Origin of the sequence: Mesorhizobium sp. M0633 (genome assembly GCF_040320645.1) — a bacterium.
GTDB lineage: Bacteria > Pseudomonadota > Alphaproteobacteria > Rhizobiales > Rhizobiaceae > Mesorhizobium.
The window spans coordinates 164652-186909 of record NZ_JAMYQC010000011.1; the positions used below are offsets into that span (position 1 = coordinate 164652).

The 22258-nt window shown below is 64.3% G+C and carries 17 protein-coding genes and 1 pseudogene; 8 read left to right on the forward strand and 10 right to left on the reverse strand.

The features are described 5' to 3' along the window. Positions 1-78: 78 nt before the first annotated feature. From NKI47_RS14720 to NKI47_RS14735, 4 genes are all read left to right on the forward strand, one after another. Positions 79-1353 carry a Re/Si-specific NAD(P)(+) transhydrogenase subunit alpha gene (locus NKI47_RS14720; protein WP_352568380.1) on the forward strand — a complete coding sequence of 425 codons (1275 nt, stop codon included), beginning with the start codon at positions 79-81 and terminating at the stop codon, positions 1351-1353. After that, positions 1353-1775 (forward strand): NAD(P) transhydrogenase subunit alpha part 2, encoded by a 423-nt coding sequence (locus tag NKI47_RS14725; protein WP_036238371.1) that lies wholly within the window; start codon positions 1353-1355, stop codon positions 1773-1775. Before NKI47_RS14720 ends, NKI47_RS14725 begins: the two co-directional genes overlap by 1 nt. A 6-nt stretch (positions 1776-1781) precedes the next feature. Further along, on the forward strand, positions 1782-3179 hold the full coding sequence (locus NKI47_RS14730; RefSeq protein ID WP_352454727.1) for an NAD(P)(+) transhydrogenase (Re/Si-specific) subunit beta: 1398 nt from the start codon (positions 1782-1784) through the stop codon (positions 3177-3179). 92 nt (positions 3180-3271) lie between these two features. Further along, positions 3272-4792, forward strand: a complete 1521-nt coding sequence (locus tag NKI47_RS14735; RefSeq protein ID WP_352591000.1) for a hypothetical protein — start codon at positions 3272-3274, stop codon at positions 4790-4792. A gap of 99 nt (positions 4793-4891) precedes the next feature. Here the strand turns inward: NKI47_RS14735 and NKI47_RS14740 are convergent, their stop codons facing one another. From NKI47_RS14740 to NKI47_RS14755, 4 genes are all read right to left on the reverse strand, one after another. Beyond that, entirely contained in the window at positions 4892-5809 is a 918-nt protein-coding gene (locus NKI47_RS14740; protein WP_023676264.1) for a hypothetical protein, read from the reverse strand. Positions 5810-6054: 245 nt separating this feature from the next. Further along, positions 6055-8526: a DNA topoisomerase (ATP-hydrolyzing) subunit B gene (gene gyrB / locus NKI47_RS14745; RefSeq protein ID WP_352591003.1), complete on the reverse strand. Its 2472-nt coding sequence runs from the start codon at positions 8524-8526 to the stop codon at positions 6055-6057. Positions 8527-8672: 146 nt separating this feature from the next. Beyond that, entirely contained in the window at positions 8673-11339 is a 2667-nt protein-coding gene (locus NKI47_RS14750) for a caspase family protein (RefSeq protein ID WP_352591006.1), read from the reverse strand. Between the two features lie 58 nt (positions 11340-11397). Further along, the gene (locus NKI47_RS14755; RefSeq protein ID WP_023676267.1) at positions 11398-11967 is read right to left on the reverse strand and encodes an NADPH-dependent FMN reductase; all 570 of its coding nucleotides are present in this window, start codon (positions 11965-11967) and stop codon (positions 11398-11400) included. Between the two features lie 184 nt (positions 11968-12151). Here NKI47_RS14755 and NKI47_RS14760 point away from each other — a divergent pair, with 184 nt between their 5' ends. Continuing rightward, the gene (locus NKI47_RS14760; protein WP_352578578.1) at positions 12152-13525 is read left to right on the forward strand and encodes a cytochrome P450; all 1374 of its coding nucleotides are present in this window, start codon (positions 12152-12154) and stop codon (positions 13523-13525) included. 21 nt (positions 13526-13546) lie between these two features. Here NKI47_RS14760 and NKI47_RS14765 read toward each other — a convergent pair whose 3' ends face one another. Then, positions 13547-14521, reverse strand: a complete 975-nt coding sequence (locus tag NKI47_RS14765; RefSeq protein WP_352453681.1) for a complex I NDUFA9 subunit family protein — start codon at positions 14519-14521, stop codon at positions 13547-13549. A gap of 243 nt (positions 14522-14764) precedes the next feature. Between NKI47_RS14765 and NKI47_RS14770 the strand changes: the two genes are divergently transcribed. Then, on the forward strand, positions 14765-15037 hold the full coding sequence (locus tag NKI47_RS14770; RefSeq protein ID WP_352591051.1) for a hypothetical protein: 273 nt from the start codon (positions 14765-14767) through the stop codon (positions 15035-15037). A gap of 55 nt (positions 15038-15092) precedes the next feature. On the opposite strand, the pseudogene NKI47_RS14775 reads toward NKI47_RS14770, so the two are convergent. The 5 genes and pseudogenes from NKI47_RS14775 to NKI47_RS14795 form a co-directional block, all read right to left on the reverse strand. Further along, a pseudogene (locus NKI47_RS14775) lies at positions 15093-16104 on the reverse strand (Ldh family oxidoreductase). A gap of 106 nt (positions 16105-16210) precedes the next feature. Further along, positions 16211-17017 carry an ABC transporter permease gene (locus tag NKI47_RS14780; RefSeq protein WP_023676271.1) on the reverse strand — a complete coding sequence of 269 codons (807 nt, stop codon included), beginning with the start codon at positions 17015-17017 and terminating at the stop codon, positions 16211-16213. A gap of 14 nt (positions 17018-17031) precedes the next feature. Beyond that, positions 17032-17697: an ABC transporter permease gene (locus NKI47_RS14785; protein WP_352578586.1), complete on the reverse strand. Its 666-nt coding sequence runs from the start codon at positions 17695-17697 to the stop codon at positions 17032-17034. A 212-nt stretch (positions 17698-17909) separates the two neighbouring features. Continuing rightward, complete coding sequence (locus NKI47_RS14790) at positions 17910-18704, reverse strand: transporter substrate-binding domain-containing protein (RefSeq protein ID WP_352568373.1); 795 nt, start codon at positions 18702-18704, stop codon at positions 17910-17912. A gap of 51 nt (positions 18705-18755) precedes the next feature. Next, the gene (locus tag NKI47_RS14795; RefSeq protein WP_023676274.1) at positions 18756-19565 is read right to left on the reverse strand and encodes an ABC transporter ATP-binding protein; all 810 of its coding nucleotides are present in this window, start codon (positions 19563-19565) and stop codon (positions 18756-18758) included. A gap of 217 nt (positions 19566-19782) precedes the next feature. Between NKI47_RS14795 and NKI47_RS14800 the strand changes: the two genes are divergently transcribed. Continuing rightward, the gene (locus tag NKI47_RS14800) at positions 19783-20631 is read left to right on the forward strand and encodes a dimethylarginine dimethylaminohydrolase family protein (protein WP_352591054.1); all 849 of its coding nucleotides are present in this window, start codon (positions 19783-19785) and stop codon (positions 20629-20631) included. Beyond that, positions 20628-22208 (forward strand): 5-guanidino-2-oxopentanoate decarboxylase, encoded by a 1581-nt coding sequence (locus NKI47_RS14805; RefSeq protein WP_352591011.1) that lies wholly within the window; start codon positions 20628-20630, stop codon positions 22206-22208. The genes NKI47_RS14800 and NKI47_RS14805 overlap by 4 nt, the downstream gene beginning before the upstream one ends. Positions 22209-22258: the final 50 nt, after the last annotated feature.

Below are 22258 nucleotides of genomic sequence, written 5' to 3' on the forward strand. Positions count from 1 at the left end.
CTCCAACCTTTGTCGAAGGCGCCGCCGGGGTCGGTCGGTGTCTTGCGGTAACAGGGTTCCGGCCGAAAGGATCATGCGGTGGGACAGACGGTTTTCATCCCTCGTGAGCTCGACGCAAACGAGCCGCGCGTCGGGGCCTCCCCCGACACGGTGAAGCGGCTGGCGGCACTGGGTTTCGACGTGATTGTCGAAACCGGCGCCGGCACAGCGTCGCGCATTCCCGACCAGGAGTTCGCCCGGGTGGGCGCCGCGATCGGCAAGGTCGGCGATGCTGCCAAGGCCGATGTCGTGCTGAAGGTGCGCCGGCCCATGGACGCCGAGCTGAAGGGCTACAAGTCCGGCGCCGCTATCATCGCGATCATGGATCCCTACGGCAACGACGCTGCCGTCGCTGCCCTTGCCAAGGCCGGTGTTACTGCCTTCTCCATGGAGTTCATGCCGCGCATCACCCGCGCCCAGTCGATGGACGTTCTATCCAGCCAGGCCAACCTCGCCGGCTATCAGGCGGTGATCGACGCGGCTGCCGAATATGACCGGGCGTTACCGATGATGATGACGGCGGCCGGCACCGTACCGGCAGCGAAGGCGTTCGTCATGGGCGTCGGCGTCGCCGGTCTGCAGGCCATCGCCACCGCGCGCCGCCTCGGCGCCGTGGTCACCGCCACCGACGTGCGCCCGGCCGCCAAGGAGCAGGTCGCCTCGCTCGGCGCAAAATTCCTGGCCGTCGAGGACGAGGAGTTCAAGGCGGCCGAGACAGCCGGCGGCTACGCCAAGGAAATGTCGAAGGAATACCAGGCCAAGCAGGCGGCGCTGACCGCCGAGCACATCGCCAAGCAGGACATCGTCATCACCACGGCGCTGATCCCCGGCCGTCCGGCGCCGAAGCTGGTCTCGGCGGCGATGGTCGCCTCGATGAAACCCGGCTCTGTGATCGTCGACCTCGCGGTCGAGCGCGGCGGCAATGTCGAGGGCGCCGAAGCCGGCAAGGTGGTGACCACGGCCAACGGGGTAAAGATCGTCGGCCATCTCAACGTTCCCGGTCGCGTCGCCGCCTCCGCTTCGCTTCTCTATGCCAGGAACCTCTATGCCTTCCTCGAGACGCTGGTCGACAAGGCGGCGAAGACGCTTGCCATCAACCACGACGACGAACTGGTCAAGGCGACGATGCTGACCGATGCTGGCAAGATCGTGCATCCGGCTTTCGCAAAGGCTGAGCAGGAGCCGCCAAAGGGCCAATATGTCGAACCACCGGCCATTCCGGCCAGGACGATGGTTGCCGAGGCTTCGGCGAAGCCGGCTGCGAAGAAAACGGCCGCTTCGAGGAAGCCCAAGACCACCGGAGGGATCGCGTGATGGATCAGACTCTGCAGAAAGCCCTCGACCAGCTCGACCAGGCGACAGCTGCCGTGCGGCTCGCGGTGCAGAACCTGGCGGCCGCGCCCGGCACCGAGGCGGCGGGTGACGCCGCTCACGCGCTGTCCGGCGGTGCCATCGATCCCTTCGTCTTTCGCTTCGCCATCTTTGTCCTGGCGATCTTCGTCGGCTACTACGTCGTGTGGTCCGTCACGCCGGCACTGCACACGCCGCTGATGGCGGTCACCAACGCCATTTCCTCCGTCATCGTCGTCGGCGCGCTGCTGGCCGTCGGCATCTCGGCCTCAGGGCTTGCCACCGGCTTCGGCTTCGTTGCGCTGATGCTGGTATCGGTCAACATCTTCGGCGGTTTCCTCGTCACCCAGCGCATGCTGGCCATGTACAAGAAGAAGGAAAAGTAGGCCGCTATGAACGCCAACTTCGCCTCCTTTCTCTATCTGGTCTCCGGCATCCTGTTCATCCTGGCATTGCGCGGCCTGTCGCATCCGACCACCAGCCGCCAGGGCAACATGTACGGCATGATCGGCATGGGCATCGCCATCGCCACGACGCTGGCGCTGGCGACCCCTTCGGCCGGGCGCTTCGGCCTCATAGTGCTCGGGCTGCTGATAGGCGGCTCGGCCGGTGCGGTCACGGCACGGCGCATTGCCATGACCTCGATGCCGCAGCTGGTCGCCGCCTTCCACTCGCTGGTCGGTCTTGCCGCGGTCATGGTGGCGGCCGCCGCCATCTATGCACCGGAAAGCTTCGGCATCGGCACCGTCGCCGATATTCATGCCCAGGCACTGATCGAGATGAGCCTCGGCGTTGCCATAGGTGCCATCACCTTCACCGGCTCGGTCATCGCCTTTTTGAAGCTCGACGGCCGCATGTCGGGCAAGCCGATCATGATCGGTGGCCGCCACTTCATCAACGCGGCCCTGGGAATTGCGCTGATCGTGCTGATCGTGCTGCTCGTCACCGCCGAGTCCAAGGTGGTGTTCTGGCTGATCGTTGCCGCCTCGCTGGTGCTGGGTGTGCTTCTCATCATCCCGATCGGTGGCGCCGATATGCCGGTGGTCGTGTCGATGCTGAATTCCTATTCGGGCTGGGCCGCGGCCGCCCTGGGCTTCACGCTCGGCAATCTGGCGCTGATCATCACCGGCGCGCTGGTCGGCTCGTCGGGCGCCATCCTGTCTTACATCATGTGCAAAGGCATGAACCGGAGCTTCATCTCGGTCATCCTCGGCGGCTTCGGCGGCGAGACATCAGCCATTGCCAACGACGGCATCGAGCGCACGGTCAAGCAGGGCTCGGCCGAGGATGCCGCCTATCTGATGATGAATGCTCAAAAGGTCATCATCGTGCCGGGCTACGGCATGGCCGTCGCCCAGGCGCAGCACGCGCTGCGCGAGATGGCCGACAAGCTCAAGGCCAACGGCGTCGACGTCAAATACGCCATCCACCCGGTTGCCGGCCGCATGCCCGGCCACATGAACGTGCTCTTGGCCGAAGCCAACGTGCCTTATGACGAAGTGTTCGAGCTGGAGGACATCAACTCTGAGTTCGCGCAGGCCGACGTCGCCTATGTCATCGGGGCCAATGACGTCACCAATCCCTCGGCTCGTGACGACAAGTCCTCACCTATCTACGGCATGCCAATCCTCGACGTCGACAAGGCGCGCACTTGCTTGTTCGTCAAGCGCTCGCTCGGCTCCGGCTATGCCGGCATCGACAACACGCTGTTCTACAAGGACGGCACCATGATGCTGCTCGGCGACGCCAAGAAGATGACCGAGGAGATCGTCAAAGCGATGGATCACTGAAACGGCGTCGCTGCCAACTCACTGCCGATCGTCGAATACAGCCCGGCTCCGCGCCGGGCTTTTTCTTGGCTGTTACCGGTTCTGAAGCTACGATGCCGACCCGTTGTCTTGCTAACGGCGTCATCGTGGAGGTGCTGGTGCCCGACCCTGGTTCTGCTGCATCGCCGGCCGCCGATCTGACCGCAGCAGAGAAGGCGCCACGCAAGCGCAGCCAGGCGGTAGTGGTCGTGCACGGCATGGGCGAGCAGCGGCCCATGGACACGTTGAGGGAATTTGTCCAGGCCGTATGGAGCCACGATCCGGCCCGTGCACCGTTCTATGCCCATGTCCCCGATCCGGCCGACCCGATGGGTGCGAAGATCAACCAGAGCTGGATCACGCCGGACAGCCGGACCAATTCGCACGAACTCCGCCGGATCACCACGCCCTATGATGTCGATGGCCGCCGCACCGATTTCTACGAGCTTTACTGGGCCGACATCACCCAGGGCACGACCCGAAGCCGCCTTGCTGCCTGGGTGACGACCCTGCTCTGGCGGAAGCCGGCCGATATTCCGCGCGATGTGCTCAAACTCTATGTCGTCACGCTTTTGGCCACCATCGTCGTCCTCGGCGCGGCGCTGGCGCTCGCAACGTCGACCTGGCAAGGCTACATCTCCTGGACGACCGGTGTGCTTGTCACGGTTCTGGCGTCGTTCGTCATCTGGTCGGTGGACCAGTTTGGCTTGCCTTATTTCGGCGACGTCGCCGCCTATGTGCGGGCCGAAGCGGCAACGGTCGAGAAGCGGGCGCTGGTCCGCGAGCGTGGCCTCAAGCTGCTGAAGCGTCTCATGATGGACGATGCCTATGACCGCATCGTGCTGGTCTCGCACAGCCTCGGGTCGATCATCGCCTATGATCTGTTGCAGATATTGTGGGCCGATTTCAGGCCTAGAAAGTTGGAAGCCATTCGCGACAAAGCGAGGCTGAAGGCGATCCACGCCGTCGACAAGGCGACGCTGGCCGCCGATGCCTCCGCTTGGCCCGACAGCCTCGATGACCTCCCCGCATTCCGGCGCAGCCAATGGGAGCTCTACCGGCAGCTTCGCGTCGGCGACGCCGATCATCCGCTGCCGTGGAAGATCAGCGATTTCGTCACGCTCGGCAGTCCGCTGACCCACAGCGAGTTTCTGGTGACCTACAACCTCGCCGAATTCAGGCGCGGCATCGCCGAGCGCCTGTTTTCGGCATGCCCGCCGATCGCCGACAGGGCGGCGGGCGGGACCATGCTCTACCAGGAAGGGCGCAGCCATTCCGGCAAGCCGCAGCGGGCGGTGCATCATGGCGCGGTGTTTGCCGCGACGCGCTGGACCAATATTTTCGACAGGGGCAATGGCTGGCTGACCGGCGACCCGATTTCAGGGCGGATGACGGAAAATTTTGGTCCCGGCGTGGAAAACATCCAGGTCGAGCTGCGCGGCTCGGGCGGCCGCGTCTTCACGCACAGGCTCTACTGGTCGCTGACGGCGAGCGGCGTCGAGGTCAACGCGCCGGCCGGCGTACAGCCGCGCTCGCACCTTGCCGTGCTGCGCGATGCGGTCGATCTCGGCCGCAAACTGGAAGCTGAGCTGTAGGCGGCGAGCAGCGCACGACAATGCCGCGGCGGCAGTTCAAAGCAACGTCCCCTTCGGGCGTAATCTTCCCGAAGCGGACCGAGTTCACTTAGTCACCGATCAACGATTGGTCAGGAAAATCGCTTCCTCGTCGTCGCGCTGCCTGCCGCCAAGTGCTGCAGCCGCGCTGGCAATGAAGGCCCCGACGACCAGCGACAGCGCGCCAATCAGCGAGAAGGTGGCGCCTGCCTTTCTGGCGGTGTCGGCCGCCTGCTGGGCCTTGACCTTGGCGTCCTGCGCTCTGGCGATTACCGTATCGACGCGAGCGGTGGCATCCGCTTCGGACAGGCCTGTGCGGGCGGCCACCAGCCGCGACAGATAGGTCTTGTCGTCGGCCGATATTTCGCCTGCTGTGGCACTCGCGATTAGAATGCGCGATGCCTGCGCCGTTGCCGCAGCGTCGCTCTCCGGATTGGCGGCAGCGAGCCTTGCCGGATCGGCCGGGCGGAACAGCGTATCGACGAAATACGATGTGGCGTTGTCAGTCGAGGCGCTACCCGCGTTTGCAGCAGCACCTGCCGAAGCGCCCATTGCCGCGCCCGATGCCACAGTCGAAGCAGCCTGGACACCGGTACCTATCGCGGCCGAAAGCGCCGTGCCGAGCACGCCGGCGACGAGCAGCGTCGCCAGCGCCCAGGCCAGGAAGCCGTGAGCGGTATCGCGGAAGAAGACTTCATCGGTGTGGATGCCGACCCATTTGGTGCGCAGGCGTCCGGCGAGGTAGCCGCCCAGGGCCGACGACAGCCACTGCACGACGATCAGCCAGACGGCGGTGGAAACGGCGAAAGTGGTGACTGACGCACCCGAGCCGGACCATGGCGACACCATGCTCAGCCCAAGCCCGGAGCCGAGCAGCATCAAGATGAAGGTAAGCGTTGACGCAGCAAAGGCGCCGGCGACGATTGGCCCCCAGCTGACAGCAGTGGAAGCGGATTCCGTCGGGGCGGAAACGTCGACAGCTGTTACGGTGGACTGCATCGAAGCCTCCCTACCGTGCGAACAGCATGATCAGAATAATGATCGGAATTGGGACTCCGAGAAGCCAGAGCAAAATGCCACGTCCCATGGATGCCTCCTGCGGCGATTGTGATCAACTACAATGCCTTGAAAGCCTTTCCGTTCCGGCGGTCCTGGTGATCTTTTTTGCGTTGCAGCAGTCGTATTGGTGCGCCAAGGCGCACCAATACACTTCATGCCTGCTGGCTGGGTATCTGGATGGCGGCTCAGATGTCCAGATTGGCAACCGACAGCGCGTTTTCCTGGATGAATTCGCGCCTTGGCTCGACCTCGTCGCCCATCAGCCGTGAAAACAAGCTGTCCGCATCAGTCGCGTCATTAACCTTGACCTGTAACAGCGAGCGCACATTCGGGTCGAGCGTCGTTTCCCAGAGCTGCTCGGCGTTCATTTCGCCAAGGCCCTTGTAGCGCTGCATGGTCAGGCCCTTGCGGCCGGTGGCAAACACGGCGTTGAGCAGTGCCAGCGGCCCCGAAATGGTTTCCGAGACATCCTTGCGGCGCAGCACCGGCGGCTCGCTGTAGATTTCCGCCAGGCGCGGCGCATAGCGGTCGAGCTGGCGTGCGTCGGCGGAATTGATCAGCGCCAGGTCGAGATGCGCGAACTCCTTGACGCTGCGCACCGTTCGCTCGAAGACATAGCCGCCAATGCCCTCGTTCGAGGTCGACATGCGGCCGATCCAGCCGCGCTCGGTATCCTCGGCGATAATGTCGAGACGACGGGCAACACGCTCGGCCGTCTCGTTGGCGCGGCGGAGGTCGGTGAAGATCTCCGGGTTGAGCGCGCCGGCAATCGCTGCCTGCTCGACCACGCCTCTGTTATAGCGCGTGTGCAATCCGTTGATGAGCTGGCGGACAGCCAAGGCGTCGTCGATGGCACTGCGCAGGTCCTGCCCGGCCCGCACCTCGCCTGTGCTGAGCGCAAGCGACGCTTCTTCCAGCCCGGAGCCGATCAGGAATTCCTCGAAGGCGGCTTCGTCCTTGATGTATTGCGAGCTCTTCCCGCGCGTCACCTTGTAGAGCGGCGGCTGCGCGATGTAGAGATGACCGCGTTCGATCAGTTCCGGCATCTGGCGGAAGAAGAAGGTCAGCAGCAAGGTGCGGATGTGGGCGCCGTCGACATCGGCGTCGGTCATCAGGATGATCTTGTGGTAGCGCAGCTTGTCGGCGTTGAACTCGTCCTTGCCGATCGAGGTGCCGAGCGCGGTGATCAGCGTGCCGATCATGTCGGAGCCGAGCATGCGGTCGAAGCGGGCGCGCTCGACATTGAGGATCTTGCCGCGCAGCGGAAGAATGGCCTGGTTCTGGCGCGAACGGCCGCCCTTGGCCGAGCCGCCGGCGCTGTCGCCCTCGACGATAAAGATCTCGGATTTCGCCGGATCGCGCTCCTGGCAATCGGCCAGCTTGCCGGGCAGCGAGGTAACGCCGAGCGAACTCTTGCGGGTGATGTCGCGTGCCTTGCGCGCGGCTTCGCGCGCGGCAGCGGCCTGGATGACCTTCTCGATGACCGCCTTGCCCTCGGTCGGGTGCTCCTCGAGCCAGGTGCCGAGCGCTTCGTTGACAAGCCCTTCGACCACCGGGCGGACCTCGGATGACACCAGCTTGTCCTTGGTCTGCGAGGAGAATTTCGGGTCGGGAACCTTGACCGACAGCACCGCGGTCAGCCCTTCGCGGCAATCATCGCCGATCAGCGCCACTTTTTCCTTCTTGGTCAGGCCCGAGGAGTCGCCATAGCCGGTTATCTGGCGCGTCAGCGCACCGCGGAAGCCTGCCAGATGCGTGCCGCCGTCGCGTTGCGGGATGTTGTTGGTGAAGGCCAGCACGTTCTCATGGTAGCTGTCGTTCCACCACATGGCGACTTCGACCGTGATGCCGTCGCGCTCGGCGCGGATCGAGATCGGCTTGTCGAGCAACGGCTTCTTCGTCCGGTCGAGATATCGGACGAACTCTTCCAGCCCGCCATCGTAGTGCAGTTCATGGCGCACGATGTCGGCATGGCGGGAATCGGTCAAAACGATGCGCACGCCGGAGTTCAGGAAGGCAAGTTCGCGCAGCCGATGCTCCAGCGTACCGTAGTCGAATTCGACCATGGTGAAAGTCTCGGACGACGGCAAAAACGTGATTTCGCTGCCACTGCGCCCTTCGTAGGTGCCGGGGACCTTGTCTTGTTCATAACTGCCGGTGATGCGCAGCGGCGCGTCGGCATTGCCATGTGTGAAACTCATCTCGTAGATCTGGCCGTTGCGGCGGATCTTCAGTTTCAGCCAGGCCGACAGGGCGTTGACGACCGACACGCCGACGCCGTGCAGGCCGCCTGACACCTTGTAGGAGTTCTGGTCGAACTTGCCTCCGGCATGCAGCTGCGTCATGATCACTTCGGCCGCCGAAATGCCTTCGCCGGTGTGGATATCGGTAGGAATGCCGCGGCCATTGTCGATGACCGTCACCGATCCGTCCGGATTGAGCGTCACCGTCACCAGGTCGGCATGGCCGGCCAGTGCTTCGTCGATGGCGTTGTCGACGACTTCATAGACCATGTGGTGCAGGCCCGAGCCGTCGTCGGTATCGCCGATATACATGCCCGGCCGCTTGCGAACGGCATCCAAGCCCTTCAAAACCTTGATGGAATCGGCGCCGTATTCGGCTTCAACGCCGTTGGCGATGTCGGTCTGGTCGCTCATGAAAACCTGTCTGATTGATGCCGTGTGCAGAGCGCGAAAAATCGGCTTCGAATCGCGCATTTCTAATGTCGTAGATATAGGCGCAAAAGGCAGTTTTTCCAAGGTTTGCAGGCATTTCGGAACGGAATGACCATCGCGTGAGCCGGCTACCGGCGCCTGGCTTCGATCCTGGCCAGCCGCTCACGTAAAAACTTGATCATGAACTTGTGGCGCGGTGCCAACCGCCCGCTCCGGTCGAGCTCGAGCGTCATGTCGAGCGCCTTGGAAAGCATAGCCTTCGGGTCCTTTGCGACTTGGGCGTAGTCGATATAGGCGACCACCAGGTCGCGCTGCCAGGTGGCGTTGTCCGGATCGGACCGGGCAAGTTTCTCGCGAATGGCCAAGCTGTCCTGAAGGGCTTGCCGGGCGCCCCTGACGTCGCGCTGCCTGAGGCGCAGCGTGGCGACTTCGGACAGCGTTATCGACAAGTCCCGCTGCCAGTCGGAATTGGCGGGATCGAGCTTGGCCAGCCTCTGCGCAATCGCGTAGCTGTCCAGATAGGCTTTCAGCGCGCCTTTGTGGTCGCCCTGTATCGCCAGGACGCCGGCGACTTTCTCGATGCACACGGACAGGTCGCGCTGCCATTCGGTGTTGTTCGGGTCGCCGGCGGCGAGCGCGCTGGCCTGCGAAAGTGCCTCACGATAAGCCGAAAGTGCCGCCGGCCAATTCTGCTGGTCGCTCAGCGCATTGCCGATCTTGGCGTTGCCGACCGACAGGTCGCGCTTCAACTCAGTGTCGTCCGGATCGCGTTTCGCCAGTTGCTTGACGATCGCCAGACCTTCCTTGTAGGCCGCCAGCGCCCCGGCGGCGTCGCCGCGTTCGCGCAGCAGGTCGCCTATCGTATCGTGGCTGACCGAGACGTCACGCTGCCGGTCGGCGTCTCCCGGTTTGTCCGCCGCCAGCGCCAGCCGCACCTTCAGGCTCTCTTCATAGGCCGCCTGTGCGTTGTCCAGTTGGCCTGCGATATGGGCAAGGTGACCGATCTCATCGTAGGTGACGGTCAGGTCGCGCTGCAGTTCGGCACGGTCGGGCTCTCCGGCGGCGAGCTGCTTCTTGATCGACAGGCTTTCCTGGTAGACCTCTGCGGCGCCGGCCAGATCGCCTTGCGTCGCCAATACGTTGCCGATCTTGTCGTCGGCCATGGCGAGGTCGCCGAACCACTCCAGATTGTCCGGTTCTGCCTCGGTCAGGCCCTGCAGAATGGTCTTGGCGGTCTCATAATTCTGCAGCGCTGACGGCAGATTGCCTTGCGCCATCCGCACGTTGCCGAGCTTGACGTGGCTGACGGCGAAGTCGCGCTTCACGTTGGGATCGGTTTCATGATGCGACCGCCGCTCGAGATCGGCTTGCAGCGCCTCGAAGGCACGGCCAGCCGCATCGATATTGCCGACCGTGGTATAGAGCTTGCCGAGCTCGTCCAGCGTGCGGATCAAGCGGTCGGCGTCGTCGAGCGACAGCACCACCTGTCCGGCTTCGTCATAAAGCGCGAGCACCGACTCATAGTCCCTGATGGCTGTGGCGTAGTCGAGGTCGGCGCGCGCGGCCCCGCCGGACAGATAGCGCGTTGCGGCCTCGGAGAGCGTGCGGCTGACGAAATTGGCCTTCAGCGCGTTGCGCGAGACATTGTCGATCTCGGCTGCCTCGGCGAGCTTTTTACGCGCGGCATCGAACGCTCCCAGCGAAAGCTGCTCTTCGGCCTGCCGGCGCAACGCTGCCACCCGCAGATCGTCGGAGCCAAGCGTCTGCATTTCGCTCCGCACCTTGACGAAGGCGTCGGCTGCCTCACGCAGCCTGGCGTTCAGACTGTCAGCGGAGAGGTGGCCGGTATCGGAACTGATCAACGCGCCATAGAGCGGCGCCAGCGGCATATCGGCGTCGCTGGCGATCTTCTCCACTTCGCCGCGCATCTGAGGCGTCACCTCGGCCATGGCCAGCAACAAGCGTTCGCGTTCCGGCAATTTCTCCTTGGCCGAGGCGGCAAAGAACAGCTGCGGCAGGCCGCTCTCGACATAGGGCAATTGCTTGCCGCGCGAGAGGTCGTAGACCTCCTGCTGCACGAGCGTCAGCACGGAGCGGATCTCGAGACCTTCGGTGCCGAGGTACTTCGTCAGCGCCGCGGTAAACGGCGAATTCTGGCCGGTCCCATCCGCTGCCGTCTCGCCGGGCGCCGCCGAGAAGGCAAACAGGATGTTTTCTGCCCGCCCGATGCGGCCAAGACCCGGCCGGATCTTGTCGCTGACCTCTTTTACCAGCGCCGTTGCGCCGCGGCCTTCGCCGCCCGTAGCCGCAAACGGATCGCTACGGCAGGCGTCGAGCACGATCAATCCGACCTTGCTGGTGGCGGCGACGGTCGCGCGGATCACCTCCAGCGGCAGGCTGGTCCTTTCCAGCGTAGCGAGCGACGACGCGTCTGCATCGACCGGCAGGAGCCGATTCTCGCCGGCGATCTCGACGCCGTGGCCGGAGAAGAACACCAGCGCCACGTCGGCGCCTTTGGCATCCTCGCGGAAATCGTCGAGCGCCCGGCGCATGCGCCGCAGGTCGCGGTTGGTTTCGAGGAAGACCTCGAAACCAAGCTTCCTCAGCACCGTTTCCATAACCTCACCGTCATTGACGGGATTGGCGAGCGGCCGGATCAGCCGATAGTCGTTCTCGGCGATGACCAGCGCAACGCGCCGCTCCGCCACGGCAGCGGAGGCCGTCGAGAGGATCAGCAGCAAGGCAAACAGAAAACGCAAATCGAACCGCCCCGGCCCGGTCATTTGCCGGAGCATTCCATCTCTTTATGGCATGAGCAAGTTACGGCATCGGCAAGCCCGGCCGTTCGCGTTGTCAGCCGACCCGCATCGGCTTCAGCGCTTCGCTCCAGCGGAACAACTCGTCCAGCATGGTCCTGGCCCCGCCGAGCACCTGCTCGCTGGGCAAGAAGGCGCCGGTCTCGTCGAGCAGCTTCTGGTACATCGGCAGCGCCACGCCTTCCGGGATCGGCATGACGCCGACGGAGGTCAGCAACGGTTTGACCGCCTGCGCCGCCCGCAGGCCGCCGGAGACACCGCCGTAGCTGAGGATGGCGGCCGGCTTGTATCGCCATTCCCTGAGCAGGTAGTCGACCGCGTTGACGATCGCGGGGGCGGCGAAATAATTGTATTCCGGCGCCACGAAGACGAATGCGTCGGCGGCGTCGATTGCCTTCGACCAGGCTTTCGTGTGGCTGTTTTCGTATTTGCCCAGTCTCGGATGATGCGGCTCGTCCAGCACCGGCAGGTTGAAGGCCGCGATGTCGGTGAGCACCGGCTCGAATTTGCCGTGCTCGCGCGCAAAGCTCTCCAGCCAATTTGCGAAAACCGGCCCGGCGCGGCCCGGCCGCGTGCTGCCGATGATGACGTTCAACTGGTGCTTCAAGGCAGGCTCCCGCCGGTTAGTGGCATCTGTGGTGCTGCCACCTAAGACACGCAGCCGGACACAGCAAGCAGGCACTTTCCGGTGCCCCGGTCACATTCCAGAGAGCGGATGCTTCGCCTTGTCGTCCGGTCACATGGACGCCTGCCTTGCCCGCCACTAGATTGAGGTGTCAGCGGAGCAAGCCATGGACAGTCAGCCCGTCCCCTTCGTCCCGCCGGCGCCGAAGCCGCGCACAGCGCCGCCCTCGACGCTGGAGATGATCCGCATCGTCTACCGCAATCCGCTCGAACTGTGGGGCGAGCCGACCTATAACGAGCCCTGGATTTCGGTGACCGGCGTCGGCGGGCCGCTGGTCATCGCCAACGATCCCGGCCTCATCCGCCATGTGCTCGTCGATAACGCCAAGAACTACAAGATGGCGACGGTGCGTCAGAAGATATTGCGGCCAATCCTGCGCGACGGCCTGCTGACCGCCGAAGGCGAAGTGTGGCGGCGTTCGCGCAAGGCGATGGCGCCGGTGTTCACGCCGCGCCACATCTTCGGCTTCGCCGAGCCGATGCTGAAACGCACGCTCGAATTCGTCACCCGTTACGAGCAAGGTGGCACGTCGGACATCGCCCACGACATGACGCTGCTCACCTTCGACATCCTGGCCGAGACACTGTTTTCGGGCGAGATATCGGGCGAGCCCGGTAGCTTCGCCAAGGAGATCGATCGCCTGTTCGAGACCATGGGCCGGGTCGATCCGCTCGACCTTTTGCGTGCGCCCGACTGGCTGCCGCGCCTGACCCGCATCCGCGGCCGCAAGACCATGGCCTACTTCCGCAAGATCGTAACCGACACGGTGCAGATGCGCGAGGCGCGGCTGAGGCGCGCTTCGGACACGGTGCCGCAGGATTTTCTCACGCTGCTGTTGAAGGCGGAGGGACCGGGCGGGCTGACCCGGGCCGAGGTCGAGGACAACATCATCACCTTCATCGGTGCCGGCCACGAGACTACGGCCAGGGCGCTCGGCTGGACGCTCTACTGCCTTGCCGAAGCGCCGTGGGAGCGCGAAAAGATCGAGCACGAGATCGATGCGGTGTTGGCGCGCGAGCCCGACCCGACGAAATGGCTCGACGACATGCCGCTCACCCGCGCCGCCTTCGACGAGGCGCTCAGGCTCTATCCGCCGGCGCCGTCGATCAACCGCGAACCGATCGAACCCGAAACCTGGAACGGCCTCTACATACCGCGGCGTGCCGCGGTGCTGGTGATGCCGTGGGTCGTCCACCGCCATCGGAAATTGTGGGACCGGCCGGACGCTTTCATGCCGGAACGCTTCCATCCGGGAAACCGCGAAAAGATCGATCGTTTCCAGTATTTGCCGTTCGGCGCCGGCCCCCGCGTCTGCATCGGCGCCAGCTTCGCCATGCAGGAGGCGATCATCGCGTTGGCGATCATGCTGTCGCGCTACCGTTTCGACGCCACCGCGGAAACCCACCCCTGGCCGGTGCAGAAGCTGACGACGCAGCCGCAAGGCGGCCTGCCGATGCAGGTCACCCGGCGCGGCTCGTAGGCAACCGCACGTCCGTTCGTGTTATGCGGCGGACTTGCGTTGGAACTGGCCGGCGGCGCGGTAGCGCCAGAGATAGCTGGGCAGAATGGTTCCGATCGACCGTGGCTGGATCCCGAGGCCGGCGAGCGTCCTGTTGTCCTTGACGGCGGCTTCCGACACCACATTGTGCTGGCGCAACAGCAGGACCTGGTCCTTGGTCAACAACGGATTGGGAAGCAGCCCGAGAATTGATGCCTGGAGGTTCGCCAGCCACCATGGCACGGGCAGCAAAAACCGCTTGCGTTCGATGATGACAAGCAGCTCTTGCATGCATTCCTTGAAGGTAAGCACCTGCGGCCCGCCGAGTTCATAGATCCGGCCGCCCTGGACCTTGCCGTCGACCGAGTGCGCCACCGCTTCGGCGACGTCGCCGACATAGACCGGCTGGAATTTCGTCTGCCCGCCGCCGATCAGCGGCAGCACTGGGGAAAAGCGGGCCATGTTGGCAAAGCGGTTGAAGAAACCGTCCTCCGGCCCGAAATTGATCGATGGCCGCAAGATCACGGCGTCTTGGACCGTCTCAAGAACGGCCTTTTCGCCGAGCGCCTTGGTACGCGCGTAGTCCGATTGCGCGTGGAGGTCCGCTCCCAGAGCCGAGATGTGGGTGAGGCCGGCGCCGACGGCGCGCGCCGCTTCGGCAATAGCGCGCGCGCCGAACTCGTGGACGGCAGTAAATTTCTGCCGGCCGGCCTCATGCGCGATCGCCACCAGATTGACGACATGGTCGGCGCCTTGCACGGCGCGGTCGACCGACCAGCGGACCCGGACATTGGCCTGCACCGGCTGGATCTGCCCGACATTGCCAAGCGGTTGCAAATGACCGGCGAGATCGGGCCGGCGGCAGGCAACCCGGATGCGGTAGCCGCGCTTGGCCAGCGCCCGCACGACATGACGACCGACAAAGCCGGAGCCGCCGAAAACGACGACGAGCTTTGGGGTCTGAAGGATTTCGGTCATGGCTGGCTCCGGCGGGCTATCCAGATGGCTTGATTGAAGCCGTTTCATAGTCGGTTTCGCGCCAAAGGCAAAGGGCGACCATCGGTCGCCCGGCACTGTTGAAGCATGATTTTCCGGATCCGTTCGAAATGGCAGAAAACGCCGCCGAGGCCCGGCTTTACGGCAACTCCATTAGGAACAGGAACCTTTGTTCGGTCGGCGATTTTAGATGTATGATTTGATTCCGAATGGAGGATATTGCCGATGACGACAAAATGCGTTGCGATCTTCGCTCTGGCTTTCGCAACAGGCTGCAGCATTGGTGCCTCGGCATTCGCGGCAAACCGGCATCACCACCAAGCGCAACCCGAACGCTACGTTCCTGCCAACGGCGACATCATCGACATTCTGTTCGGTGGCCCGCGCTACTATGACAACCACCTGCTCACGACGGCCGCCGAACCCTGCTCCTACAACAGGGTAGGACCGGACGCGAATGCGGTGAACGCGATCAACGATCATCATTGCGGGAAGTAGGCTCGCGCTGCCGGATCGGCCGGCCTCGTCAGCCGCTCATCGGACAAACGGTTCTTCAGGACGAATAGCGCGCGGCGAATTCGGAAATGCGTTGCACCACGGCTTTCGGCGCGCTTATGCCGCGCGCCGCCGCCTTCTCCGCGGCCTCGGCCCGGGCACGCCCCGGCACATGCACGCCATAGCGCCGCCGCAGCCGGTCGAGCTGATCCTTCATCCGCTTTTCGAAGTCCGGATCGAGCAGCTTGGGCTCGACGGCAAGCACGAACAGGCCGGTCCCCGGACTGTCCGGCCCGCCGCTGAACCATGGCGCATCGAGCGACCAGTTGGCGCCCGACAGGCCCGCAGCCAGCACCTCGACCATCAGCGCGATGTTGGCGCCGCGCTGGCCGCCGAAGGCAAGCATGGCGCCCTTCATGGCAGCTGCCGGGTCCGTGGTCGGATTGCCGCTGGCATCCAGTGCCCAGCCTTCGGGTATCTTCTTGCCGTCCTCGGCCGCCTTGCGGATGTTGACGAAGGCGGTGGCGCTCGACGACTGGTCGATGACCAGCGCCGCCCCGTCCGCGGCGGGTGCCGCAAAGGACCGGGTTGGTGCAGTAGACCGGCTTGACCGAGCCCGAGCCGGCAAGCACGGCCGGGCCGTTGGTGGCGGCGAACGACACCAATCCCTGCGCGGCCAGCCGTCCGGTGAAATAGCCGAGCGCGCCGCACGTATAAGCATTCTTCTGCGAAAAGATGGCGACGCCGAACAGCCGCGCCGCCTTGGCGAGGTCATCGATCGTGCGGTCGAAACCGGTATGCGCTAAGCCGCCGCGCGCATCGGAAAGATAGACCGCGAGCGCCGGCCTGGTGATCACCGGATCGGCGTTGCCGTCGATACGGCCGGCTTCCAGCGCTTCGAGATAATCGATGAAATGCGACAGCCCGACGGTCGACAGTCCTTCCGCCTCAGCCGCGACGATCGAGGCAGCCAGCGACTGCGCCGCCTCTTCGTTGGCGCCGGCGCCAAGTGCGGCCATCCGGCACAGCCCTGTCGCCTGGTCGAGACTGAGTTGCATTGTGATTGCCATGGATATCTGAGGGAATGGGTGAATGGTGAATAGTGAATGGTGAGTGGGACTTAGCCGGTAACACTACGGGCTACTCACTACTGACTATTCACCATTCACTATTCACCTAACCAACCTTGTTCGGAATCCGCGCCTCGATCTTGCCCAGGGTGAAGACGAGGATGCCGGTGATCGCCATATAGATCAACGCCAGGAGCAGCAAGGGTTCATAGGTGAGGTAGGTATCCTGACGCACCTTTGAAGAGACGGCGAATATGTCGATCACGCTGATGGTCGCCACCAGCGGCGTCGATTTCAGCTGCAGCACGGTTTCGCCCGTCAGTGTCGGCAGCGCGCGGTAGAAGGCCTGCGGCAGCCAGATTCGCTGGAAAATCCTCCAGCGGCTCATGCCGAAGGCGCGGGCGGCTTCCAATTGGCCTTTCGGCACGCCGGCGAAAGCGCCTCGCATCACCTCGCCCTCATAACCGGCGAAGGACAGCGTCAGCCCGAGGACGCCATAGGGCCATGCCTGCCTCAGATAGGGCCACATCCAAGACTCGCGAATCCATGGATATTGTGGAAACAGCGAGCCCAGCCCGTAATAGAGCAACCAGAGCTGCAGCAGCAGCGGCGTCCCTCTGATGACGGTGCAGAAGACCTTGGCGGGTGCCGCGAACCAGAACGAGCCCGCAGCCTGCGCCAGCCCGAGCGGCACGGCGAGCAGGAAACCCAGCGTGCAAGTGACGGCAAGAATCCACAGCGCGCGCCAGATGCCGAGCAGTCCTATCCCGTAATATTTAGGCAGCCAGTCCCAGCGCATGAAGACGGCCGCCGCCAAAACCAGCCCCAGCGCGATCAGGATCAGCACGATACGATGCGGCTTCAGCCACAGCGAAGCGCGTGCGGCTATCTCGACGGCCGCTTCGCCAGTCATCACCGGGCCAGCCATCAACGGGCCTCCTTGAGCGACGGCATGCCGCGGCGGGCCCATGTCTCGATACGGCCGATGATCAGATTCGAAACCAGCGTCAACAGAAGGTAGATCGCGCCGGCGGCGATAAAGAATGTCAGATAGGCTTTGGTGACGCCGGCCGCCTGTCGTGTCGCCAATGTCAGCTCGAAAAAGCCGACGACCGCCAGCAGGGCGGTGTCCTTGGTGGCGATCAGCCAGAGATTGGCAAGGCCGGGTATGGCGAACGGCAGCATCGCCGGCAGCGTGATGCGCCGCAGCAGCAGGCCGGGAGACATGCCATAGGCGCGCGCGGCTTCGATCTGGCCCTGCGGAATGGCAAGGATCGCGCCGCGGATCACCTCGGTCGAATAGGCGCCCTGGACGAAGCCGAGCACGGCAATGCCGGCCGCCAGCCCGCTAATGTCCATGCGCTGATAGCCCATTGCCGTCAGCATCTGATTGATCAGGTCGGTGCCGGCGTAATAGAGCAGAAGGATCAGCACCAGCTCCGGCACGGCGCGCACGACGGTCGTATAGACTGCCAGGAGATCGCGCACCACCGGACCACCATACAGCTTGCCGGAGGCGCCGCCGATGCCGATCAAAAGGCCGAGACCGGTGGCGCCGACCGCGATCTCGATCGTATGGAGCAGCCCGACGATGAGCGTTCCACCCCAGCCCGGCGGCACGGGCGAGAGAAGCGCGATGGCAGAGGCGGCCCAAGCCGGAACAAATGCGTCGATCAGCGTCGCCCTCGAATTGCTGGCGCTAAAACCGCCGGCGATCTCCGCCCGCGGAAGCTCGCGTCGATGGATTTCGACGAACCACGCGGCTCTATCGGGGCCGCGTGGTTAATCGCTCATGGATGAGGCAGTCAGTTCGACTGCGTGTCGGCACCGTAAATGTCGAAGTCGAAGTACTTCTTCGAAATCTCGTCATATTTGCCGTTGGCGCGGATGGCCTTGATGCCGGCGTTGATCTTTTCCTTCAACTCGGAGTCTTCCTTGCGGACGCCGGCGCCGACGCCGGGCCCGAGAATGGCCAGATCCGGCGCGACCATGCCCTTCAGATCGCAGCATTGCTTGCCCTGGTCCGATTTTAGGAAGGCGTCGAGGGCAATGGAATCGGCCTGCACCGCGTCGACCCGGCCGGCGGCAAGATCCTGGTTGGCCTCGTCCTGGGTCTGGTATTCCTTGATTTCCGCCGCGTCGGCGAAGTGCTTCTTGGCGTAGTCGGCGTGTACGGTCGAGACTTGGACGCCGATGATCTTGCCCTTGAGGTCCTCCGGTGTTGAGCCGAACTTCTGGTCCTTCGGCCCGATGATCGCAGTCGGGGTGTTGTAATATTTGTCCGAGAAGGCGATCGTCTTCTCGCGCTCGGCGGTGATCGACATCGAGGCGGCGATAAGATCGATCTTCTTGGTCGTCAGCGCCGGAATGATGCCGTCCCAGGCGACGGGGGTGATGACGCAGTCGAGCTTCTCCTCGGCGCAGACGGCATCGATGAATTCGATCTCCCAGCCGACCCATTTGCCGGAAGCGTCCGGCGAGGCGAAGGGCGGATAGGGTTCGGCGGCGACGCCGATCTTGACCGGATCGGCCTTGGCCACGCCCATCGCGGCAACGCCGAGCAGCAGCGCTGCGGCAAAGGTCTTGAGAATAATCTTCATCGTCATGACTCCCAGTTTTGTTGTTGTTCCCGGTTTTCGTCCGCCCACAGTTTAACTGATGTTGCGGATGAACTGCTTCAGCCTTTCGGATTTCGGCGCGCCGAAGATCTGTTCCGGCGGCCCTTCTTCCTCGACCAGCCCGTTGTGGAGGTAGACGACATGCGTCGCGACCTCGCGGGCAAACTTCATCTCATGGGTGACCAGCACCATAGTGCGGCCTTCGCGCGCCAGGTCGCCGATCACCTTCAGCACCTCGCCGACCAGCTCCGGATCGAGCGCCGAGGTCGGCTCGTCGAACAGCATGACGCGCGGGTTGATGGCCAACGCCCTGGCAATCGCGGCGCGCTGCTGTTGGCCGCCCGACAGATAGGCGGGATAGACGTCGCGTTTTTCGGCCAGGCCGACGCGGGCGAGCAATTTTTCCGCCTCGCCGATCGCCACATCGCGCTTGACGCCGAGCACATGCACGGGAACCTCGATGACGTTCTCGATCAACGTCATGTGGCTCCACAGATTGAAGTTCTGGAAGACCATGCCGAGCTTGGAGCGGATGCGTTCGATCTGCTTGCGGTCGGCGGGCACGGTGTGGCCGTAGCTGTCGGCCTTCAGCTTTATCTCTTCGCCATTGACCCGGATGATGCCGCTGGTCGGGTTCTCCAGGCAGTTGATGCAGCGCAGCAGCGTCGATTTGCCCGAGCCGCTGCCGCCGATGATGGCGATCACCTCGCCATCGCGCGCCGACAGCGAAACGCCCTTCAATACATGCAGCTTGCCGAAATTCTTGTGCAGGTTCTCGACGTGGATGGCTTCGGCAGCGCCGTTCTGCGCCGTATGCTTCAGGGCGGTGGCCGGCGCTGTCATCGTCGCGGCGCCCCGCGGAGCAGCCGAGGCAGTGCTTGCTGGAATTTTTTACCCATTACCCGTCACTGGACAGCGTTCCGATTCTCAAGATGGACCGTTCCGCTTGCCTCCGTCAACCGCAGTTTTTGGACCATTGATCACGGCCTGCCGAGTGGCTATTGGCAGGAGGGGCGCGTTTCAGGAGAACTTAGTGGGCAAAGCATACGGGTCGCAGTCGATGGCCGGGCCGCTGCAGCGCGTGCTGATGCGCTCCGCCGCCAGCGCCATGCGTCGGGCCGAAGCGCTGGAGTGGCACTATGGCCCCGGCTTCGATCCACAAAAAGCGGCAGCCCAGCATGATGCACTGGCCAGGCTGATTTCTGTCTCAGGCGCCGAAATCGAATGGCTGAGCGACGCCGATGACGGGCTTGCCGATTCGGTCTTTACCCACGATCCGTCGCTGATGACCGACCATGGCGCGGTCATCCTTGCCATGGGCAAGGCGCTGCGCCGGCGAGAGCCCGGCCTGCACGAGGCAGCCTACGGGCGCATGGGCATCCCCATCCTCGGCCGTATCGAGGCTCCCGGCCAGGTCGAGGGCGGCGACTGCGTGTGGGTGGATGCAAACACGCTGGCCGTCGGCCGCGGCGTGCGCACCAATCAGCACGGCATCCAGCAGCTCTCCAACCTGCTTTCACCCAAGGGCATCCAGGTCTATGGCTTCGACCTCCCGCTCTGGCAGGGCGAGGAGGCCTGCCTGCATCTGATGTCGGTGATCAGCCCGCTCGCAGACGATCTGGCGCTGGTCTATGCGCCCCTCCTGCCGGTCGCCTTCCACCAGATGCTGCGCGAACGCGGCATTCGGCTGGTCGAGGGCGACGCCGACGAATTCTTCGTCTCGAATGGGCTCAGCCTGAACGTGCTGCCGACCGCGCCGCGCCAGGTTATCGCCGTTGCCGGTTTTCCGAAGACGGCGGCTGCCATGCAAGCCGCCGGCTGTACGGTCTCGACATTCGAGGCCGATGCGCTGTGCATTGCCTGCGAGGGCGGCCCTACCTGCCTCACGCGCCCGGTGCTAAGACAATGACGACCATCGGCGAAGCGCTCATCACCTTGCTCGAAGCGCACGGCGTCGACACCGTCTTCGGCATTCCCGGCGTACACACGGTCGAGCTCTATCGCGGGCTTGCGCGATCGAAGATCCGTCACGTCACGCCGCGCCACGAGCAGGGCGCCGGCTTCATGGCTGACGGCTATGCGCGCGCCAGCGGCAGGCCGGGTATCGGCTTCGTCATCACCGGGCCGGGGCTGACCAACACCATCACCGCCATGGGTCAGGCGCGCGCCGATTCGGTGCCGATGCTGGTAATCTCGGGCGTCAACGCCACACCGACGCTGGGCAAAGGCCTTGGCCATCTGCATGAACTGCCGGACCAGCGCGGCATGATGGAGAAGGTGGCGCTGTTTTCGCACCGTGTCACCGAGGCCGGCGAACTGCCCGGCGTGCTCGCCCGCGCCTTTGCGCTGTTCTCATCCTCGCGTCCGGGTCCGGTGCATATTGAGATCCCGACCGATGTCATGACCATGCCGGCCAACGGCATCGTGCCGCTGCTGCGGAATTCAGCGCCGCCCGGGCCGGATGTGGCGGCGATTGCAGAGGCGGCAAGGCTGTGCGCGTCTGCCAGCCGGCCGCTTATCCTCGCCGGTGGCGGCGCCAAGGCCGCCGAAGCGCCGTTGCAGCACCTGGCCGAGAGGCTGGGAGCGCCGGTCGTCCAGACCGCTAATGCGCGCGGCCTGCTCTATCGTCATCCACTTGGCGTGCCGGCCAGCCCCAGCCTGAAGGCGGTGCGTGCGCTGATCGCCGATGCCGACCTGGTCATTGCCGCCGGCACCGAATTCGGTCCGACCGACTATGATGGCTATGGCGACGGCGGTTTTGTCCTGCCCGCCAACCTGATCCGCATCGACATCGGCGCCGACCAGCTTGCCCGCCGGCCTGCGCGGATTTCGATCCAGGCCGATTGCGGAGCGGCGCTCAAGGCGCTGCTTGCCGAAATCGGCACGCACGAGACGCCATTGGATGATGGTTCAGCCCGCGCCGCCGCGACGCGGCAGGCGGCCTTTGCCGAGATTGGCCCGGCCATGCAGGCGCAACTGCGCGCCGTCGAGACGATCCGCGATGCGCTGCCTGGCGCGATCATCGTCGGCGATTCGACCCAGCCGGTCTACGCCGCCAACCTCTATTACGATCACGACCGGCCGGGCGGCTGGTTCAACGCGGCCACCGGCTTCGGCGCGCTCGGCTATGGCCCGCCGGCGGCGATCGGTGCCGTCCTTGCCAGGCCTGAGGCGCCGGTCGTTTGCCTCACCGGCGACGGCGGCTTCCAGTTCACCCTGCCGGAACTGGGCGCCGCGCTCGACGCTGCGGCGCCGGTGATCTTCACAGTCTGGAACAATCGTGGCTACCGCGAGATCGAAACCTCGATGCTCGACGTCGGCGTCGAGCCGGTCGGCGTCTCCCCGGCACCGCCGGATTTCTGCAAATTGGCCGAAGCCTACGGCATTGCCGCCGAGCGGATTTCCGGCACCGGCGGCTTGGCGGACGCGCTTGGGCGCGCGCGGGCGACTGGACGACCTTACGTCATCGAGATTTCGGTTGAGTGATCGCGCGAAAGGCGCGACCTTCCGCATCGGCGGCGCGCAATGACGGAGCG

Excerpts from the sequence above, each read along its gene's own strand:
- NKI47_RS14725 (WP_036238371.1), top strand. The coding sequence starts at position 1,353 with ATGGATCAGACTCTGCAGAAAGCCCTCGACCAGCTCGACCAGGCGACA.
- NKI47_RS14730 (WP_352454727.1), top strand. The coding sequence starts at position 1,782 with ATGAACGCCAACTTCGCCTCCTTTCTCTATCTGGTCTCCGGCATCCTG.
- NKI47_RS14735 (WP_352591000.1), top strand. The coding sequence starts at position 3,272 with ATGCCGACCCGTTGTCTTGCTAACGGCGTCATCGTGGAGGTGCTGGTG.
- NKI47_RS14740 (WP_023676264.1), bottom strand. The coding sequence starts at position 5,809 with ATGCAGTCCACCGTAACAGCTGTCGACGTTTCCGCCCCGACGGAATCC.
- gyrB (WP_352591003.1), bottom strand. The coding sequence starts at position 8,526 with ATGAGCGACCAGACCGACATCGCCAACGGCGTTGAAGCCGAATACGGC.
- NKI47_RS14750 (WP_352591006.1), bottom strand. The coding sequence starts at position 11,339 with ATGCTCCGGCAAATGACCGGGCCGGGGCGGTTCGATTTGCGTTTTCTG.
- NKI47_RS14760 (WP_352578578.1), top strand. The coding sequence starts at position 12,152 with ATGGACAGTCAGCCCGTCCCCTTCGTCCCGCCGGCGCCGAAGCCGCGC.
- NKI47_RS14765 (WP_352453681.1), bottom strand. The coding sequence starts at position 14,521 with ATGACCGAAATCCTTCAGACCCCAAAGCTCGTCGTCGTTTTCGGCGGC.
- NKI47_RS14770 (WP_352591051.1), top strand. The coding sequence starts at position 14,765 with ATGACGACAAAATGCGTTGCGATCTTCGCTCTGGCTTTCGCAACAGGC.
- NKI47_RS14780 (WP_023676271.1), bottom strand. The coding sequence starts at position 17,017 with ATGACTGGCGAAGCGGCCGTCGAGATAGCCGCACGCGCTTCGCTGTGG.
- NKI47_RS14790 (WP_352568373.1), bottom strand. The coding sequence starts at position 18,704 with ATGAAGATTATTCTCAAGACCTTTGCCGCAGCGCTGCTGCTCGGCGTT.
- NKI47_RS14795 (WP_023676274.1), bottom strand. The coding sequence starts at position 19,565 with ATGACAGCGCCGGCCACCGCCCTGAAGCATACGGCGCAGAACGGCGCT.
- NKI47_RS14800 (WP_352591054.1), top strand. The coding sequence starts at position 19,783 with ATGGCCGGGCCGCTGCAGCGCGTGCTGATGCGCTCCGCCGCCAGCGCC.
- NKI47_RS14805 (WP_352591011.1), top strand. The coding sequence starts at position 20,628 with ATGACGACCATCGGCGAAGCGCTCATCACCTTGCTCGAAGCGCACGGC.